Source organism: Streptomyces sp. NPDC046712, assembly GCF_040645695.1.
Taxonomy (GTDB): domain Bacteria; phylum Actinomycetota; class Actinomycetes; order Streptomycetales; family Streptomycetaceae; genus Streptomyces.
The window spans coordinates 235,805-254,440 of the sequence record NZ_JBEYYW010000008.1 but is presented as its reverse complement, the minus strand read 5'-3'; the positions used below and the strand labels follow the sequence as shown (position 1 = coordinate 254,440).

Below are 18,636 nucleotides of genomic sequence, written 5' to 3'. Positions count from 1 at the left end.
TCGCCCGGCACCCCCGCGAAGCCGGGACTCTAGCCGATCAGGCCCGACAGCATGGATTGGTTGCCGACGATCCGACCGCCGTATGCCTGCGAGTCGGGATCGGTCGCCCAGTACTTGGGACCGCCCTTGTACCAGGCCCCGACGTCCTGCATGTTCTTCTGGGTGAACTCGGAGGCCCCTGTCCCCGGAGCGATGGTGTCCCTGCCCACGGACAGATACCTGGCGGTCAGGAAGAGGTTCTGGACGTTGTCCTGGAGCGAACCCTTGATCTCGCTGCGCTGGTATCCGCTGAGGTTCTCCGGATCGTAGCCGAGCAGGTCCGCCGCGAGGGTGATCTGCATGCTGACGTTTCCGTACGAGGCGGTGTCGCCGTCCAGGATCTCACCGCCGACGTCGAAGAACGGCGGGTCTCCGGAGACCTCGTTGTAGGCCACACCGGCCAGCAGGGTGGCCGGGATGTCGTACTTCTCCGCGGCCGCGATGATGGTGTCACCGTACGCCGCGACGAAGTCGCTCTTGTGCTGCGCCTGGTCCTCCTCGACCCCTCCGAAGATGTGGTTCCAGATCTGGGCTCCCGCGTCCCAGTTGCTCCAGACGTCGAGGTCCTTCTCCGAACCGTAGTCGTCGGACAGCCCCATCAGCAGCAGGTGCTCGACGGTGAGCTCCTTGGTGGACGTGGAGCAGGCCGGGGGGCAGCCGGCGCCGATGGTGACCAGCGAGCCGTCCGGGGACGGCGTCGAGGGGCTCGTGTCCTTCGCCTCGACGTCCCAGCCGCCGCCGCTGTTCATGGTGCAGGTGTAGCCGGACTCGTTGCACTCGATCGGACGGTGCCCGTCGAGTTCCACCATCGACACCGGGTTGCCGCCGGTGAAGGCGTACCGGTTGCTGGTGTACGGGTCCGAACCCAGGCCCATGTCGGCCAGGGCGCCGTTGTACATGTCCCGGGTGGTGAAGCGGTTGAGACCCGGGTTGTAGTTGCGGAAGCCCATGTCGTACGTGCCGGACTGGGCGTCCCAGCGCTTGGAGTTGAAGCGGTAGGCGTTGTACGCCTCCTTGGTGGGGTCTCCGGCCTCGGGCTTGTCGATGCCGGTGAACTCGGACTCGTCGTCCTTGCCGTAGGCGGTGTAGCCGTAGGTCGCCTCGGTGTCACCGGTGGTGCCGGTGACGGTCTCGACGTCCGTGTGGCCGTTGTAGCTGTAGAAGCCGTCCTCGGTCGTCCCGTCGGTGTTGTGCTTGACCTGGGACAGACGCTCGCCCCACGGGCTGTACTGGTACGACTTCGTCAGCTCGCCCGCGACCTCTTCGTTCAGCACCTCGCCGGACAGGCCGAGGTAGGTGAAGTCCGTGGTCTTGCCGTCGGCCGTCTTGGACGTGGTGCGGTCCAGCGGGTCGAAGGTGTACTTCGTCGACTTCAGGGCGCCGGTGTCGTCCATCTTCTGGGACTCCACGACGTGGTCGAAGCCGTCGTAGACGGTCCGCTCGATGACCTGGCCGTCGCCGGTGACGGACTCCTGACGACCGTACGGGTCGTAGTTGTAGCTGGCCGTGTTCCCGGCCGACGTCGCGGTCAGCAGCCGGTTCCGGTCGTAGTTGAACGTGGTCGACACGTCCTTGACCGTCTGGCTGATGACGTTGGCGTTGGCGTCGTGGACGTAGGTGTCCGTGCTCGCGCCGTTGCCCGACTTCACCGACTTGGAGAGCCGGTTCACGGGGTCGTAGCTGAAGTCCGTGGTGGACTCGAGGTACGCCGCGTTGTTGTCGGCGTTCATCTTCTTCGCGATGTCCTGCGCCTTGTTGCCGTTGGCGTCGTAGGCGTAGGTGTGCGAGGTGACGAGGGTGCCGTTCGGCTTCTTCTCCGTCGAGGTCTGGAGGGAAGCGTTGTGGTAGTAGGTGTAGTCGACGGTGTTCCCGTTGGCCTTGGTCTCCCTCAGCTTCTGGGCGCGGTCGGTGTACGTGTACGAGCTGACCTTCGGTGACGTGTCCGTCGCCGACTTGCCCACCGACACCGTCTTGACCAGGTCACGCAGGTCGTAGGTGTACTTCGCGAACTGGTCGGGGTGCGAGACCGTGTCCTGCAGGCCGTTCGCGTCGTAGGTGAAGCTGGTGGACTTCTTCTCCTGCCCGGCCAGCGCCTCGGTCACCTTCTGGACCTGGTTGAGGCCCGTGTACGCGACCGTGTAGGCGTCGACCTTCGCGCCGGCGGACGTGTCGTCGATCGACGTCAGGTTGCCGTTGGCGTCGTAGGAGTAGACGAAGTTCCGCTTCTCCGCGTCGACGGGCTCGCCCGTCGTGTCACGGACCAGCTTGACACCGTCGGCGACGACCTTGCCGCCGCTGTTCTGGAACAGCTGCAGCTTGGCGCCGTTGCCCTGCTTGAAGGAGTACGAGCCCAGCGACACCCACGTGCCGGTGGACGCGTTCTGGTCCTTCGTCACGTCAGCGGTGCCGGTGCCGTGGGTCACGGTGTACTTGGCCGCGGTCGCCGCGCCCGTCACCGCCGGGTACTTCACGTACGCGGTGTACGTGCCGTCCTTCGGGATGTTGAGCGTCCAGGTGAACGCGTCGGTGCCCGTACCGGCCGCGTGGGTGCGGTGGTCGTAGCCCTGCTGCCCGGTGGTGTTCCCGTGGGCCCACGTTCCGGTGGCGGAGATGTTCTGGCTGTCGCTGTTGTCGGCCAGGACCACGTCCTTGCCCACCGGCACACCGTCGTCCGTACGGGACTTCAGCGAACCGTCGGGGTAGTACGTCCAGCCCATGGTGCGTTCGGACGAACCGCCCGCGGAGAGCAGGGTGCGGCTGGTCTGCTGCCCCAGGTCGTTGTACTCGTACTTCGTGGTGATGTCCCACGGGTCCGTGGACGACCGCGCCCAGCCGTTGTCGAAGTAGCTGTACGTGGTGTCGTTGCGGACCGTCTGGCCGTCGGACGGCGGCAGCGAGGACTTCGCCACCCGGCCCACGGCGTCGTAGGAGGTCTCGGTGTAGACGTTCGGGTCGTTGTAGCGGGCGTCCGCCGGGTCGTAGGGCTGGAACTTCTTGACCGGACGGTTCATCGCGTCGTACTCGGTGCGCGCGGCGAAGTCGTCGGCGTTGGCCGTCGCCGTACCGCGCGGGGTGACCACCTTGGTCGTGTTTCCGACCTGGTCGTACTCGTACTTCGTGGTCCGGTACGTGATCGAGGACGTGCCCGTGTACGGGACCTTGACCTCGGTCTGCTTGGCCCGCTCGTCGTACGTGAGGTACGTGGTCCTGTTCTCGGCGTCCGTCGCCTCGACGACCAGGCCGTCCTTGTCGTACTTCTTGGACACGGACTTGCCAGCGGCGTCGGTGGACGTCGTGACCCGGTGGTTCAGGTCGTACGCCGTCTTGCCGGTGTAGTCGTCCGGGTCGGCGGTCGCGTTCTTCTTCGGATCGACGACCGTGGTGACGTTTCCGACGTTGTCGTAGACGTAACTGATCGTGTCACCGGCCGAGTTGACCACGGAGGTGAGCTGATAGATCGAGTCGTAGTGGTTGGTGGTGGTGAACGAACCGGCCGCCGCGCCCGCGAGGTTGCCCTTGGGCTCGGTCGTCGACTTCAGATGGCCGACCTTGTCGTAGACGTAGGTCGACTTCCGCGGCGCGGTGCCGTTGTTCGCCGGAGCCGTGGCCTCCTTGAGCTGGTCCGCGGCGTCGTACACGGCGGTCGAGACCGCGCCGTTGGGCGACGTCGACCTAGTGACGTTGTCATTGGCGTCGTAGTCCGGCGCCGGCGTCGTGATCAGCACGCCCGCCGCCTGGTCCTTCGGCACCTTGGAGACCAGCGGGCGACCGAACGTGTCGTACGTCTGCGTGGTCTTCTTGCCCAGGGCGTCGGTGACCTCGGTGACCTGACCGCGCTCGTCGTAGACGAACGCCGTCGACTTGTTCAGCGCGTCCGTGATCGTCGCCGGGTAACCGGTCGGGCTGAACTCGCTGTTGGTGGTCGGGTTGCCGTTGGCGTCGGTCGCCTTGGTCAGCTGACCGTAGGCGTTGTACTCGTACTTCGTGGTGTAGTCACCGGCCGTGCCGGTCGTCGCCACGCCCTTCGGGTCGGTGACCGTGGTGAGATTGCCGAAGGTGTCGTAACCGAACTGCCACTTCCGGCCCTCCGGGGAGGTCTTGGTGAACAGGTCGGCAGAGAAGCCGTCGGCACGCGTCTGGTAGGCGTACCGGACGGAGTTCGCCGGGTACGTGTTCGGCGCGCACTCGCTCTGCGCGGGGATGCCGCTCTTGTTGTTCTCCGCGTCACGCTGCCAGAGCGGGAAACCCGTCTTCTGGTCGTAGCAGTACGCGGTCTTGGCGCCGTTGGCCTCCTCCAGGTACGTGACGTTGTTGTCCGCGTCCCACGACATCTTCGTGGACTGCGACTTCGCGTTCGTGGTCTGCACCGGGCGGCCGAAGTCGTCCGTCACATAAACGGTGGAGTGGTTCTCGGCGTCCTTCACCGTGGTGTCGGTGAACTTCGTGTTCGCCGCGTCGACCGCGTACGTGAACCCGGTGGCACCCTGCAGACGGTCGGTGATCGTCTTGGTCCACCAGTGGTACTTCGGGTCGTCCCCGGCCTGCGGGTAGTTGTACGCGAGCTGCGTGGCGTTGCCGCGCGGGTCGGTGGCCTTGACCAGCTTGACGTTCTTGTTGCCCTGGGTGGCGTCGTACTCGAAGCCGAAGACCTTCGGCTGGGCCGAGCCCGCGCCGTCCGTGAGCTTCGTCAGCAGGCCCTTGTCGGAGTACTCGAAGGTGAGCTTGCGGCCCGAGATCTCGGTCATCGACTTGACGTGGTCGATGATCTTCGGGTTGCTGGTCTCACCCTTGGAGTAGTACTCGACGGTCAGCGACTGCCGGCCTGCCGGGTCGGTGATGTATTTGAGGAACTTGGTCGGCTTGTTGTTGGACTTCCGCTCCTCGTACGTGTACGTCTGCGTGTTCCCGTTCTTGTCGACCATCGACGTCATGTAGCCGTCGCAGCCGAACAGGAACCGCGTCCCGTCCGGACGCGTCAGCGTCCAGGCGTCCGGGGTCGGGTCCTTCAGCGGCGTGCAGTCCAGACCCGGCTTCGCCGTGACCTTGTAGTGGACACCGGCCGGCGCCTTCCACGTGCCGTCGCCCTGCTTGCTGAAGACGTGCGTCGTTCCGTCGCCGTCCGGGAGCTTGATCTCCGTCGGGTTCGGCTTCGGGTGGAACTCCAGGGGCGCGCCCAGCCGCGTGGGGCCGGAGAGCTGTGCCGACCAGCCGTGGCCGAGGACGGTGTCCGAGGTGTCGAGCGAGTTGTACGCGAACCGGCCGAAGGTGTTGATGCCGCGGCCGGGGTTGGTGAACGCGTTGTACTGCCAGACGCTGTTGCCCGACGCGGTGTTGTTCATGAGCGTCGAGCCGGCGCCGGTGTTCTTGCCCGTGTAGGAGTAGAACTTCTCCAGTCCGAGCTGGTTGGAGGTCGGATCCTCCACCGCGACGTTCTGCGCCAGGCCAGGGATTCCGGCCGTGCCCGAGGCCCAGGTACCGGCCGTCTTGTTGTAGACGTCCCAGGTCAGGACGTAGTCGGTGCGCTTGTTCCCCGAGTCGGAATTGATCGGGGTCTTCACCTGCGCCTGCAGACTGACGCTGTCGCCCGGTGCGACATCGTTCGGCAGGACGGTCTCGATCTGGTTGCCGCCGTTGGTGACGTCGGTCCCGTCCGGCAGGGCCCACTTGTAGGTGAGGACCTGCTCGGAGGCCTTCCAGACGGAGGCGGTTGTGTTGGTGAGGCTGAAGTCCACCGTGTAGGTGGTGTTCGGGGTCATCCGCGCCGGGGTCTGCGGCGCGTAGTACGTCGACTCGGTGGTGGAGTCGATGTACGTGACCACGATCTTCGGGTGGAGCCGGGCCTCGGACGCCTCGGTGGAGAGGAACAGCGTCCGCTCCTGCGAGGCGGCCTCGTTCGCCGTCTTGATGAGGACACCCTGCTGGGAGGCCGGGGTCGTCACCCAGGACTGGGCCAGGGAGGTGACGTTCCAGTCGTGCCGGGCCGGGTCGTTGGACATGGCGCCGACGGTCGCGGCCACGGTGGAGCCGTGGTCGCCGCCCGCGGTGGTCCAGTTGGTGCTCGCGTTCGCCTTGACCCACGTGGCGGTGGCCTCGTCGAAGTCACGCGCCAGCGGGCGGAGTTCGTAGCTTGCACCCGACGCGGAGAAGGTCGTCTGGGTTCCCCACATCCGCACATTGGCGTCGAGGACGCGCGCGGTCGCGGGGATGCCGAGCGGCGGGAACTTCAGCAGCGTGCGGGTCTTGCCGTACGTCGCGGAGTTGTTGCCGACGGTCACCCAGTTCTGCGGCAGGCCGTCGGTGACGGTGTCGTGCGGCAGGGTCGACTCGGTCGAGGACAGGGTGGTGTCCTGCGCGGCCTCGATGACCTTCGTGGTCCGGCCGGCCTTCGGCAGCCGCACCAGCTGGGTCGGGGCCGGGACGAGCTGCCCGTCCTTCGTCTTGACCGCGACCATGTAGTAGTAGGCGCGTCCGAACGGATCGGGGTCGTCGGCCTTGGTCGGCGCCGCTGTCGTGTCCGTGAACGCCGTCGTCCCGGAGGCGACCGGCGAGACCAGCGTCGACGCCGACGGGGTGAAGGTCTGGCTGATCGAACGGTGGACCTGGTACTCGACGAGGTCGTCGCTCGTGGCGACCGGGTCCTGGTCCTGGTAGGCGGACCAGTTCAGCTCCGCGCCCGTGTCGTGGATCGTCGTCGGGGCCGCGAGGTCCACGCCCTGACGGCCGAAGGTCAGCACCAGCTTGGGGTAGTTGACCGTCTCACCGCCGTACCCGAACTCGGACGCCTCGTAGCGCGGTCCGCCCTTGGGGGCGCCGGCGGCCTCGTTGACGGCCTTGATCACGAAGCCGTTGTTGGCGTTCGTGCCGTCCAGCCAGCCCTGCACGGTGTCCTTGACCGAGAAGGAGTGCCACTTGTTGTAGGTGGCGTACGGCATGGAGACCGTGCCGGCCTTGGTGAGCCGGACCGCGTCGGCGATCACCGCCGTGCTCGTGGAGGCGGGGCCGTCACCGAGGACGACCTTGCCGGCCGTGCCCGCCTTGAACGGGTGGGCGCCGAGCGGCTTCCAGATGCCGCCGGTGCCGGTCTTCTGGTCGACGGTGTACGCCTTGGTCCCGCCGTCGTAGGTGACGGTGTACGGGACGGCCGTGGAGCGGTCGTCGGCCGGGATCACATGGGCGTCGACCTGGTAGGTGCCGTCCTCCGGCAGCTTCGGCTGGTAGGTGTACGTGTCACCCGCGACCGAGTCCTTGTTGTAGAGGTAGTCCTGGTTGACCGCGTACTGCGTGAACGCCGCATTGCCGGAGGCAGGCCATGAACCGACCGCCGCAGTCCGGCCCGCGTCGCCGTCGTCGACGACGGTCGAGGAGCCGGACAGCTCACCGACCAGTCCGTTGGCGCTGTTCCAGGTCGCCGACTCGTCCCACGGCTGGGTCGCGCGGTAGGCGCCCAGGGTCACCGGGGCGCCGTTGGCGACACCCGTGTGGGTCTGGTCGTAGTACAGCTGGAGCCGGGCGTCGTCGAGCTTCGTGCCGGCGGGGACGCCGGACAGACCGAACTTGATCAGCGAGCGCGCGGCCGCACCGGACGCGTCGAGACCGGCGGAGAGCCGCCAGTCGGCGAAGTTGGTGCTGCCCGCCGAGGACAGGATCATCGTGTCCAGGGCGGCGTTGGGGGTGGGAGCGATGGCGATCGTCGGGTCGACCGTCACGGGGTACTGGCGCTCGGGTGCGGCAAGCCACTTGGCGTCGGGCGTGACGGTCAGCTTCCAGCCCTTGCCGTCACGGGAGAGCTGCTGGCTGACCTTGTCGCTGTAGGCGTGGCCGTACGGCGACTGGGCGTCCTTCTTCGCGTCCGTCATGAACGCCGCCGGGATGACCAGGACCGGGTCCTTGGCCTCACCGTAGAAGAGGACCGAGCCGTCCTTGCCCGACTTCGGCGTCAGTCCACCGGCGTCCAGGGTGAAGGTGAAGGACACGGGGCCGTCCGGGCGCTCGGCCAGGACGATGTTCTCCTTCACCCGGCCCGGACCGACCTGGTAGGACAGATCCGCACCACGGACCGCGTCCTTGTACGTGACGGTGTCACCCTTGGCCACCGGGGCGAGCTTGCCCGCACCCTCCAGACCCAACGTGACCGCATGCCCGTCCGCCGACTCGAACCGCAACAGCTGCCGCGCGTCCGAACCGAACCAACTCCGAGCGGCGTTCGTCGTGTTGGCGAACTCGAAGCCCTTGCGGTCCGACGCCGTGACGCCGAGATCGACGTCCTTCCAGGACTTCCCCGACCGGTACGCCGTCGGCGCGGCCGAGACCTCGGCCTGCACACGTCCGTCGGACAGCTGCCAGTACCGCGCGTTCGCCGTCCGCCGGCCGGTCAGCTCGCCGACCCGCTTCGGCTGCGCCGCGGCCTTGCCCTGCGGCAGCTTGTCCCGGCTCGGCAGGACCGCGGTCCCGCCGGTCCGCGGAGTCTCGGGCCTGTTCCCGTCCTCGGCGGAATCCGAGAACCAGCCGTCGAAGACGCTGCTTATGCCCTCGCCGTCATCATTCGGAACTGATGCCGCATAAGCGACGTGTGGCAGCATGGTGCTCGCCAAAGCGGACACCGCGAGGCAGGAGACGAATCTCCCGTATCTCACTTTCAAGCCCATCCCTCTCATTGGCCCTCCGTCCCGGGTGCGGGAAAGCGGGCACGCCGATGCGGCCGGCGGGAAACGCTTACGTTCCCGCTCGGCTCTCGCGGGCGGGATTATTGGTCACAGAGGTGATGGCCTGTCAACTGGGACGACATATCGGTCCGGTTGTGCGCGAAACCCGGAGGGTTACGCACCCATTCGTCCACTCGTTCGCCCGCTCACGACGGCATGGTGTATAACCCGCCCGGTTCCCAACTCGCCTCATTGGAGACGGATATGAGCAGGAGAAAGAACATGTCGGTGCGCGCGAAGGTGAGTGCGGCCCTGACCTCGATCGCAGCCTGTGCGGGACTGCTGGCCACGGCCACGCCGGCACATGCCGCCGAGTACAAGGTCACGGACAACTGTGACGTTCCGTGGATCAACTGCTCCGAGGGCGATCTCTGGCTGCTCTACAACTCCAAGGAGTACGCCATCAGGGACGGCTACTACGTCACCAGTTGGTCCACGTTCTACGGGAACGTTCACGACTACTGGGGAACGAGCCAGTACCAGGGATCGACCCTGACGACGTACCGCTACGTTTTCAACGGAAACGGCGCCGGCGCGTGGGAGTACATGAAGAACAACGCGGCCTCGGTGGAGAATTGCTCCTACTCCGACAACTATCGCGTGTACTACAACTCGGGCTACGGCGGTACCTCGCAGTACTTCGCCCACAACGAGCCCTGGGGCGACTGCAATCTCACCAACCTGATATCGGCGCTCAAGAACGAAAACGCATCGCAGCACTTCGCCTGAGCCACCGCATTCGCAGATTGGAAATCATCATCATGAACTGGAACAAGCGCACGGGCCTTGCTGCTGCGGCCATGGCGGCGGCGACCGCCTTGATCACCGGATGCGGCGCGGGGACCGCGACCGAGGCCGGCGGTACCACGCCGGTGGCGGACGACAAGCCGATGGTGGACAAGGCGAATTGGCCCAAGGCCACTCCGGAGCGGGGACTGGCCAAGGGCCTCTCCCTGCCGCTGGAGGAGTACATGCAGACCTACCAGGACACCGTGACCCTGGACCAGGCGTCGCGGAAGCTCCAGGAGAAGTGCATGGCCGAGTACGGCTTCTCCATCGAGCTGCCGCTGGCCGGTACGACTCCGCCGCCGAACGACAACGACGCCAATATGGAGCGCAGATACGGACTCACCGACCGGCAGGCCGCCGCGCAATACGGATACGGCCTTCCGGAGGCGCTGACCAAGCAGGTCCGGCAGAAGATGCCCGAGCTGACCGACGAAGCGGTCCAGGTGCTCACCGGGCACACCAAGCCCGCCGCACCGGCCACGCCCGGTGCGGTCCGGGCCGTCGAACCCGCCGCCGAGTCCTACCAGGGCAAGAAGATCCACAAGGGCGGCTGTCATGGCTGGGCGAAGGACAAGCTGAAGCGGCCCGCGACCGATGACCTGGCATTCGTCTCCGAACTGAACGGAAACAGCTTCACGGAATCCATGGCGACCCCGGCCGTGAAGCAGGCCCTGGCCGCATGGTCGCAGTGCATGAAGACCGAGGGCTACACAGCCGCCACCCCGTTCGAGGCGACGGACATCGCACCGCACGCGGAAGGCGGTCCTGCGTCGCAGGAGGAGATCGCGGTCGCCCTTGCGGAGATCGACTGCAAGGAGAAGACGGATCTCGTCAAGGTGTGGTTCACCGAGGAATCGAAGATCCAGAAGGCGCAGATCGCCGAGCACCGGACGAAGCTGAACGGCACCCGCACCCGGAACAGCGAAGCGGTGGCCGCGGCCGACGCGTCGCTGGCCGGCTGACACCGGGAGCACGGCGCACCCGAGCCCGCGCGAGCCGATCACGCTCGCGCGGGGCGGGGTGCGCCGACGTCAGCCGTGCGACACCTCATGTCTTCAACGCTCCGGCACTGCGCGCCGTCCGGGCGGCCGACCGATTGGCGGATCGTCTCAACTCGACATCCGGTTAGATCGGTTGACGCAAGGGCGTAAGCCGTCCTCACCCGAGGAGCGGGATCTCGCCACGTGCCACGAGCCACGCACATGTCGGAGTCAGGGAAGCGAGCACACCCATGAACGTCAGCACACACATCGAGGCCGTCTACGCGGAGGTCCGCCGGCGCAACCCGGGGGAGGCGGAGTTCCACCAGGCGGCGGCCGAGGTGCTGGACTCCCTCGCACCCGCGCTCGAGCGGCATCCCGAGTACGCCGAGACCGGGATCCTGGAGCGGCTGTGCGAGCCCGAGCGACAGCTGATGTTCCGGGTGCCCTGGGTCGACGACAGCGGTGCCGTACGGGTCAACCGGGGTTTCCGGGTGGAGTTCAACAGCGCGCTGGGCCCGTACAAGGGCGGTCTGCGCTTCCACCCGAGCGTGAACCTCGGCATCGTGAAGTTCCTCGGGTTCGAGCAGATCTTCAAGAACGCGCTGACCGGGATGGGCATCGGCGGCGGCAAGGGCGGCGCGGACTTCGACCCCAAGGGCCGCTCGGACGGCGAGATCATGCGGTTCTGCCAGTCCTTCATGACCGAGCTGTACCGCCACCTGGGCGAGCACACCGACGTTCCCGCCGGAGACATCGGCGTGGGCGCGCGGGAGATCGGCTACCTCTTCGGCCAGTACAAGCGGATCACCAACCGCTACGAGTCCGGCGTCCTCACCGGCAAGCCGGTGGGCTGGGGTGGCTCGCACGCCCGCACCGAGGCCACGGGCTACGGCGCCGTGTACTTCGCGGAGGAGATGCTCGCCACCCGGGGCGAAGGCTTCGACGGGCGCCGCGTGGTGGTCTCCGGATCCGGGAACGTGGCCGTGTACGCCGTGGAGAAGGTCCATGCCCTGGGCGGCCGCGTGGTGGCGTGCAGCGACTCCTCCGGCTACCTGGTCGACGAGGACGGCATCGACCTCGACCTGCTGAAGGACATCAAGGAGGTACGCCGCGCCCGGATCTCCGCATACGTGGAGGCGAAGCCGACCGCGCGCTTCTCGGCCCGGGGCACGGTGTACGACGTCCCGTGCGACGTCGCCGTGCCCTGTGCGACCCAGAACGAGGTGCGCCGTGAGGACGCCGTGGCCCTGGTGAAGAACGGGGTCCGGGCCGTCGCCGAGGGGGCGAACATGCCGTGCACGCCGGAGGCGGTGGCGGTGTTCCGGGAGGCCGGGGTCCTCTTCGGTCCCGGCAAGGCGGCCAACGCGGGCGGCGTGGCCACCTCGGCGCTGGAGATGCAGCAGAACGCGGCCCGCGACAGCTGGACCTTCGAGCAGACCGAGGCCCGGCTCGCCACGGTCATGCGCGCCGTCCACGCGGAGTGCCGCGCCACCGCCGAGACGTACGGCGGCAACGCGGACGACTACGTGCTCGGCGCCAATGTGGCGGGGTTCCTGCGAGTGGCAGAGGCGATGACGGCACAGGGAGTCGTCTGACGTCCTGAGAGGGGGCGGTCCGGGGCCGGTCGTGGGGCTGCGGCAGGGGACACGGGCCGGTGGGGATCCGGGGGACGGGGCGGCGGACCATGCCGGGCGTAGGCGTGGTTCCGGGCGCGCAGTGTGATCGTTCGGTACGCTGAGTGACGAAAATGACTACGCTGTGTCACTCAGCGGAACGATCCACCCCCTCTCCCCACTGGACAACGGAGACCCACGGTGATCGAACGGATCTGGCTCCACCCACCTCTCGCCTTCGCCCGGCTGGGCCCGTCCCCCACCCCGTGCGGCAATTACCACTACGGCGAAAGCGACCTGTCGCCCAGGGGCACGGGCAAAACCACCGTGGTACCCGCGCCCACCCTCGACGTCGCCGACGACGGCACCCTGACCGAGCGGCAGCCCGATCCCGGGGAGCGGGTCCGGTTCAAGGACGTCAACGGATTCCGGCCCATCTGTCCCTTCTTCGAACTGCGCGGCACCTGGACATCGGCCGACGGACAGCGTCACTCGGACGAGCCGATCACCGTCGACGTCCTCGCCGAGTTCGGCATCGATCCGGCCCAGGTCACGTGGACGGTGACGGTCGCCAATCTCAAGGCGCACCAGTGCACCGGCTCGCCCGGCGACCGGATCGAGGCCGCCGTCGAGCTGCGGGGCGACCAGCATCTGCGGCAACCGCTGCAGGGGCGGTCGCCCGAGGGGGTGGACCGGCCCCTTGTACCGCCGGGGCGGAGCGTGCCGCTCGGCTCCGTCCAGCTGCCCCGTCCGGACCGTGGGTTCCCCCAGTTGCGACTGCGCTTCACGCCCGGCACGGGGGCGGTGTACGGCCCGACCAACCTGCTCGATCGCACCAGCCGGTACCTCCTGCCCGAAGACCGGTTGTTCCTGGCACCGGACGCGGCCTGGTGCGAGTTCACCCTCTCCGGCGCCACCGACGCGCGGACCTTCCCCGGTGGGCTCTTCGCCGGATCGACGCCCGAGGACGGCGGAGTCAGCCTCGGCCTGGTCGACGACGTGTGCGACGGTCTGGTCGCCGTCTCACTCGGCGGCCTGACCGCCCGCGCGCGGATCGTCGTCACTCCGCCGGACTTCGCGCCCGATCGCCGGCCCTTCACCTCCCTCGCCGACGGGCTGGCGGACCGGGTCCAGCGGGAGGAGGTGAGCGACCCCGCGTACATCGCCGAGAACCCTGACCTGACGGCGCTGGAGGTGCGCGACCTGTTCGAACGGGTTCTGGAGGCCATGGACGCGGTCAACGTGGACGCCCAGAACGACCGAGCGACCCTGGAGAACGTACGCAGGGCCCGGCGCCTGGGCCTGCCCGAGAACGAGGCCCGGGCACGGACCTTCGGTCCGCCGGACCCCCTGCCGGGGGTGAACCTCCCCCTCACCGAGCGCGGCCGTCGGCGGCACCGCCGGTTCGTGGCGCTGGAGTTCCTGGAAGACCTGTTCCGGGAACGGCCCGAACTCCTCCGGCAGATCATCAGGACGCCCGTGGAAGAGCAGCGGTGGCACGACCGTCGCATGCCGGTCGCGGTGCGCGGCTCCGACGCCTACCCCATGCACCTCACGCGCCGTCAGTACAACCTGCTGGCGGGCTGGGTCGGTTCGCTGCGGGAGACCGTGGAGGAGGGCACATGAGCGTCCTGTTGCAGATCGGACGCCGCCCACCGGACCCGGAACCGGATGCCGAGCCGGCGTCCGGCCCGCGCGGCCTCGGCGCCGAGACCCGGGTCTTCCGCAGCGCCCACGGCACGCACCTGTTCCTCGCCGACGGCAGCCGGATCTACGACCTGCCGGAAGCCACCGCCGCCCGGCTGGAGCGCTGGGCGGCCACGGCACACACACGGGCGGAGGACACCTCCCTCGCCGCCGACCTGGGTCTTCCGCTGTGGGGCGCCGCCCCCGGAGTGCCCGCCCCGCGCATCGACGGCACCCCGGCCGAGGTGCCGCCCCTGTCCTCGCTGTCGCTCAACGTCATGCAGGCGTGCAACCTCAGCTGCGGTCACTGCTACGCCGACGAGGGCCGCTTCGGCGGCTCCGCCCGGGCCATGTCCCGCGAGACCGCCTTCGCCGCCGTGGACCGGCTGCTCGCGGAGGCCGCACCCGGAGCCGGGGTCGTGGTCGGCTTCATGGGCGGCGAACCCCTGCTCGCCCGGGACCTGGTCCACGACGTGGTCCGGTACGCGGTCCGGGCCGGCGAGGACAGCGGGCACGCGGTCCGCTTCGCCCTCACCACCAATCTGACCACCGTCCGGCCCGCGGACGCCGAACTCTTCGCCGCCCACCCCTTCACCGTGGCCGTCAGCCTGGACGGCGACCGCGCCGGGCACGATGCGCTGCGCCGGGCACCGGGCGGCGGCAGCGCCTACGACCGACTGCGTGAGGGACTGGCCGTGCTGGCCCGGCACGGACGGCCCCGGCACCTGTCGGCGCGGGTCAGCGTGACGCCGTACACGGGGCGTCTGCCGGACATCCTGGAGCACGGGATCGGCCTCGGCTTCGACGAGGTGGGCTTCGCGGCAGTCGTGAGCGCGCCGGATCCGGCGTACGAGATCGACACCGCGGCCTTCAGCGGCTTCCTCGAAGGAATGGTCGCATGCGGTGAGAAGGCGCTGCACGAGCTGTCGGCGGGGCGTCCCTACCCGTTCGGGAACTTCCAGACCGCCATGTACGAACTCCACACGGGGGGCCACCGTCCCTACCCGTGCGGCGCCGGCGCCGGCTATCTCAGCGCCTCCGCCGAAGGCGGCCTCTACGCCTGCCACCGCCTGGTCGACGACCCGGACTTCGCCATGGGCTCGCTGACCGACGGACCCGACCGGGCCGCCCGCGAACGGCACCTGGTCGCCCGGCACGTGGACCGGGCCGAGCCGTGCCGCTCCTGCTGGGCGCGCTACCTGTGCGGCGGCGGCTGCTACCACGAGGTCAGCCGGCGCGGCCGGCCCGGCTGCGACTACATCCGCGGCTGGCTCGACTTCTGCCTGCGCGCCTACGTCGAACTCACGCAGGCGGCCCCGGAGTTCTTCGCGCTGCCGCCCGCATCCGACCTGCCGAGCGACCCGGCCGCCCTCGCCCGCTGACCTGAAGGAGCCGACCATGAACCAACCGACCCCCGGGAACGCCGGCCCCACCAAGCCCGAGGGGAAGATCTTCCCCCGCAACCTCACCGCCCGCGCGGCGCACGTGGTGGCCGGCAACCCGTCCGGCTCCCGCCCCGAGAGCGGTGTCGACAACTGCTTCCCCGGGCTGGAGTTCGACCAGCGCAACCTCGACAAGGCATTCTTCCGCGGGCTCCGCTTCGACTTCCACCACGACACCGGATCCCGCCTGCTCGCCGTCAAGGGCGGGGTCGCCGAGGAACAGGGCATCTCCGACGCCGACCTGGGGGACCTCGCGGGGGACGACGAACAGCGGCTGCACCTGTGGGCCGTGTGCGGGCGTACCACCGTGGACCAGGCAGAGGACGAGGCGCCTGTCTTCCACGCGGTGGACCTGGACGGCCCGGGGATGTGGCGCCTGGTCCACGACCTCCTGCCGGGGACGATCTCCATCGTCATCGGCCGGGGCTCCGGACTGCGGTCACCCGGCGCCTTCTGGGTACCCGGCGGCCTCAACCGCTGGCGGACACGAGGCGAGAGCGGGGTGCAGCGCGACGACGCCGGCGTGCTGGAAGTGGCCATCCTGACCGCCGAGCGGGCCGACTACCTGGACCAGGACGGAGTCATCGAACCGGACGTGTACGAGCCCGGTGACCTGACCCGCAGCCTGTGCGCGCCCTGGCAGTACGACTTCCGGGAGTGCGGCTGCTACTACTGGGCCGCCTCCAAGCCCGACATCTCCGCCACCTCCGGCGGCGAGTACCGCAACCTCAACTTCCAGCGCCGCGACCGCACCACCGTGCCGCCCGCCCCGGACCTGACCAGCATCCTGGAGCGCGGGCCCCTCGAGCTCGACCACCCCGAACTGATCATGAACTGGAACGTGCTCCCCGTCGTCGTCAACGGACGCGAGGACGACGCCCTGGGCGTGCCCGCCCCGCTCGACCTTCCCCTGATGGAGCCACAGGACGTCATCAAGAAGCTGACCCACCTCGCCACCGTCGAGCACGCGCTGTGCCTCGAATACCTCTACGCCCACTACTCCCTCGACGCCCCGATGATCCTGCCCGCCGACACCCCCGAGGACGTCCCGGTCCGGCGCGTCTTCGCGGCCGCGCAGGAGATCTTCGGAGTGGCCGAGGACGAGATGCGCCATCTGAGGTGGGTCAACGAGATCCTCGGCGTGCTGGGCCGGCCGCTCCAACTCGACCGGCCGGACGACGACTTCGTCATCCAGGAGCAGACCGGTCACACGTTCCGACTGGAACGGCTCACACCCGAGCAGCTGGAGTGGTTCATCGCGGTCGAGAAACCGAGCGCACAGATCGACCCCGACGGCATCGATGGCATGTACGTGCGGCTGCACCACACGGTCATGAAGAACCCGGACGCCTTCCCCCAGGCCGAACGGCTGGCCCACCTGATCAAGCTCATCATCGACGAGGGCGACGACCACTACCACCGGTTCACGGCGATCCGCGGACATCTGGCCGGTCTGGACCCGGACAGCTACCTGCGCCGACTGGCACCCCCGAGCACTACGCTGGACAAGGAACTGCTCCGCCTCGCGGACCTCAACTACGCCATGGTGCTGGGCGCGTTGCGCGCGACGCTGGAGGCGGGCGACAGTGCGGGCGGACTCCTGAGGGCACAAGCGGTGCGGTCCATGCAGAACCTCCACGAACTCAACCATCGGCTCGCCGCACGCGGAGTGGCACCCCGGTTCGCCGCGCCTTCCCGCGAGCTGTCGGACGGGCAGGCTGCCCGGGGCGCCGCGCGGGCCGTCAGCGAGGTCGTGCGGTCCATCCGTGCACTCGCGGACGGCAGCCTCCGGGAGGAGATGGATCGTCAGGAGGAGGGGGCGCGCGCGTTGGTCGCCGCGTGCAGCCTGCAGTGACTTCCCTGGCGTTCCAGGCGCCCGCGGGGCCCACCGCCTCCGCAACCGTCGAGATCGCCGGCTCGGGGCTGGCCGAACTGACCTGCGCGTGGTTGCTGGTCGCCCGTGGCCACCAGGTTCGCCTCCGGCCGCCCGAGCCGGCGGCGGGCCCTCGCCCGCTGCTGCTCAACCAGCCGACGCTTGACCTGCTGCACTCCCTCTGGGGCCGTTGGCCGCTGGCGGACTGCCATCGCCTGACACACCGCCAGGTGTGCTGGGGGCCCGGCGACGGCGCGATCGGCCGGCGCCTGCCCCAGCCGGCCACCGTCGTGGACGGCGCCCGCCTCACCGAACGCCTGCTCGACCGCCTGGTCACCCGGCACCCCGACATCCTCTCCGAGACGGACGGTCCACCACGGTGGACCGTCACGGCCGCCGGGCCGTCCGCTCACTGGACGGCCGGGCGGCGCCACCTCTTGGCCGGGGAGGCTCCGCTGACGCCGGGCACGGACGAGACCACCGCTCGGCTCGTCTGCACCGAACTGGCCTGGTTGCACCTCACCCCGCTGGGCAGTGGGCGCGCCCTGCTCCAGGCCATGATCCCGGGTCCGGCCACCCGCCCGACGGAGCTGCTGGCGACGCTGCTCGCGGGCTCGGCCCTGGCCCCCGCTCTGCGGCACGCCCCCCGGAGCGCCGTCGCCCTTCCCGCCGGCCCGCGCCTGCACCGCACCCCGGCGGTGCCCGGCCGGATCCTGGTGGGTGCCGGCGCGATCCGCTACGACCCGCTCAGCGGCACCGGAACGGCCCAGGCCCTCCGTACCGCCATCCTCGCCGCGGCCTCCATCCACGCCATGGCCGACGGGGCACCGCAGGAACCCCTGTGCACCCACTACACAACCCGCCTGCGCAGGGCCTTCCACGCCCATCTCGCCACCTGCGCCCAGCTCTATCCGCAGGCCTTCGCCTCGCCCTCGTGGCAGCACGAGATCGACGCCTGCCGGTGGCGGGATCCGCTGCTCCAGGGAGACGACGGGGATCGCTGACCAGGAAGATCCAAGGAAGGCGGACAGCAGGTCGCCCCGGCCGTCGACGGAGAATGCAGCACCTTTTCGCCCCTTCGGAGCTACCCCTCCACGCTGAGCTCCCATATGCACTATCCCAAGTGGCGTGCGGACAAGCGGCGGCTGACGGTGAGGCATGTCGCTGCGTTTGAAGAGCCGACAGTGGGTCAGCCGGCGCAGCAGACGAAAGGAAGCCATCGATGCGCTCTGCCCGCATTCTTTTCGCCGCAACAGCCGCCGCCGCCAGCCTGGCGATCACCGCACCCGGCGCGTACGCGATCACCGCAGGGGACTGGGACAAGGACGGTTCCAGCAAGAGCTGGGAGCGTGACCACGGCAAGCCGAAGGGTGGCGTGCACACCGGCTCCGGTGCGCTGTCGCTCGTGGACGGGGACGACTGGTCGAAGGACGACCACGGCAAGAAGCACCACAAGCCGAAGGGTGGCGTGCACACCGGCTCCGGTGCTCTGTCTCTCGTCGGCGAGGA

Annotated in this window: 8 protein-coding genes and 1 pseudogene; 8 read left to right on the top strand and 1 reads right to left on the bottom strand. The window is 68.8% G+C overall.

The annotated features are described in order from the left end of the window. Positions 1-29: 29 nt before the first annotated feature. The gene (locus tag ABZ939_RS13885) at positions 30-8,618 is read right to left on the bottom strand and encodes a DNRLRE domain-containing protein (RefSeq protein ID WP_361853173.1); all 8,589 of its coding nucleotides are present in this window, start codon (positions 8,616-8,618) and stop codon (positions 30-32) included. A 327-nt stretch (positions 8,619-8,945) separates the two neighbouring features. On the opposite strand from ABZ939_RS13885, the gene ABZ939_RS13880 reads away from it, so the two are divergent. The 8 genes and pseudogenes from ABZ939_RS13880 to ABZ939_RS13845 form a co-directional block, all read left to right on the top strand. After that, on the top strand, positions 8,946-9,470 hold the full coding sequence (locus tag ABZ939_RS13880) for a hypothetical protein (RefSeq protein ID WP_361853170.1): 525 nt from the start codon (positions 8,946-8,948) through the stop codon (positions 9,468-9,470). 32 nt (positions 9,471-9,502) lie between these two features. Next, a complete protein-coding gene (locus ABZ939_RS13875) occupies positions 9,503-10,492 on the top strand; it encodes a hypothetical protein (RefSeq protein WP_361853167.1) in 990 nt (329 codons plus the stop codon). A 269-nt stretch (positions 10,493-10,761) separates the two neighbouring features. Beyond that, complete coding sequence (gene gdhA, locus ABZ939_RS13870) at positions 10,762-12,108, top strand: NADP-specific glutamate dehydrogenase (protein WP_361853164.1); 1,347 nt, start codon at positions 10,762-10,764, stop codon at positions 12,106-12,108. A gap of 219 nt (positions 12,109-12,327) precedes the next feature. Then, positions 12,328-13,752 (top strand): hypothetical protein, encoded by a 1,425-nt coding sequence (locus ABZ939_RS13865; protein ID WP_361853162.1) that lies wholly within the window; start codon positions 12,328-12,330, stop codon positions 13,750-13,752. After that, a complete protein-coding gene (locus tag ABZ939_RS13860; RefSeq protein WP_361853159.1) occupies positions 13,749-15,194 on the top strand; it encodes a radical SAM protein in 1,446 nt (481 codons plus the stop codon). Before ABZ939_RS13865 ends, ABZ939_RS13860 begins: the two co-directional genes overlap by 4 nt. 16 nt (positions 15,195-15,210) lie before the next feature. Next, on the top strand, positions 15,211-17,109 hold the full coding sequence (locus tag ABZ939_RS13855) for a ferritin-like domain-containing protein (RefSeq protein ID WP_361853156.1): 1,899 nt from the start codon (positions 15,211-15,213) through the stop codon (positions 17,107-17,109). After that, entirely contained in the window at positions 17,106-18,131 is a 1,026-nt protein-coding gene (locus ABZ939_RS13850; protein ID WP_361853153.1) for a hypothetical protein, read from the top strand. The genes ABZ939_RS13855 and ABZ939_RS13850 overlap by 4 nt, the downstream gene beginning before the upstream one ends. Positions 18,132-18,349: 218 nt before the next feature. After that, a pseudogene (locus ABZ939_RS13845) lies at positions 18,350-18,636 on the top strand (hypothetical protein); the annotation flags it as partial.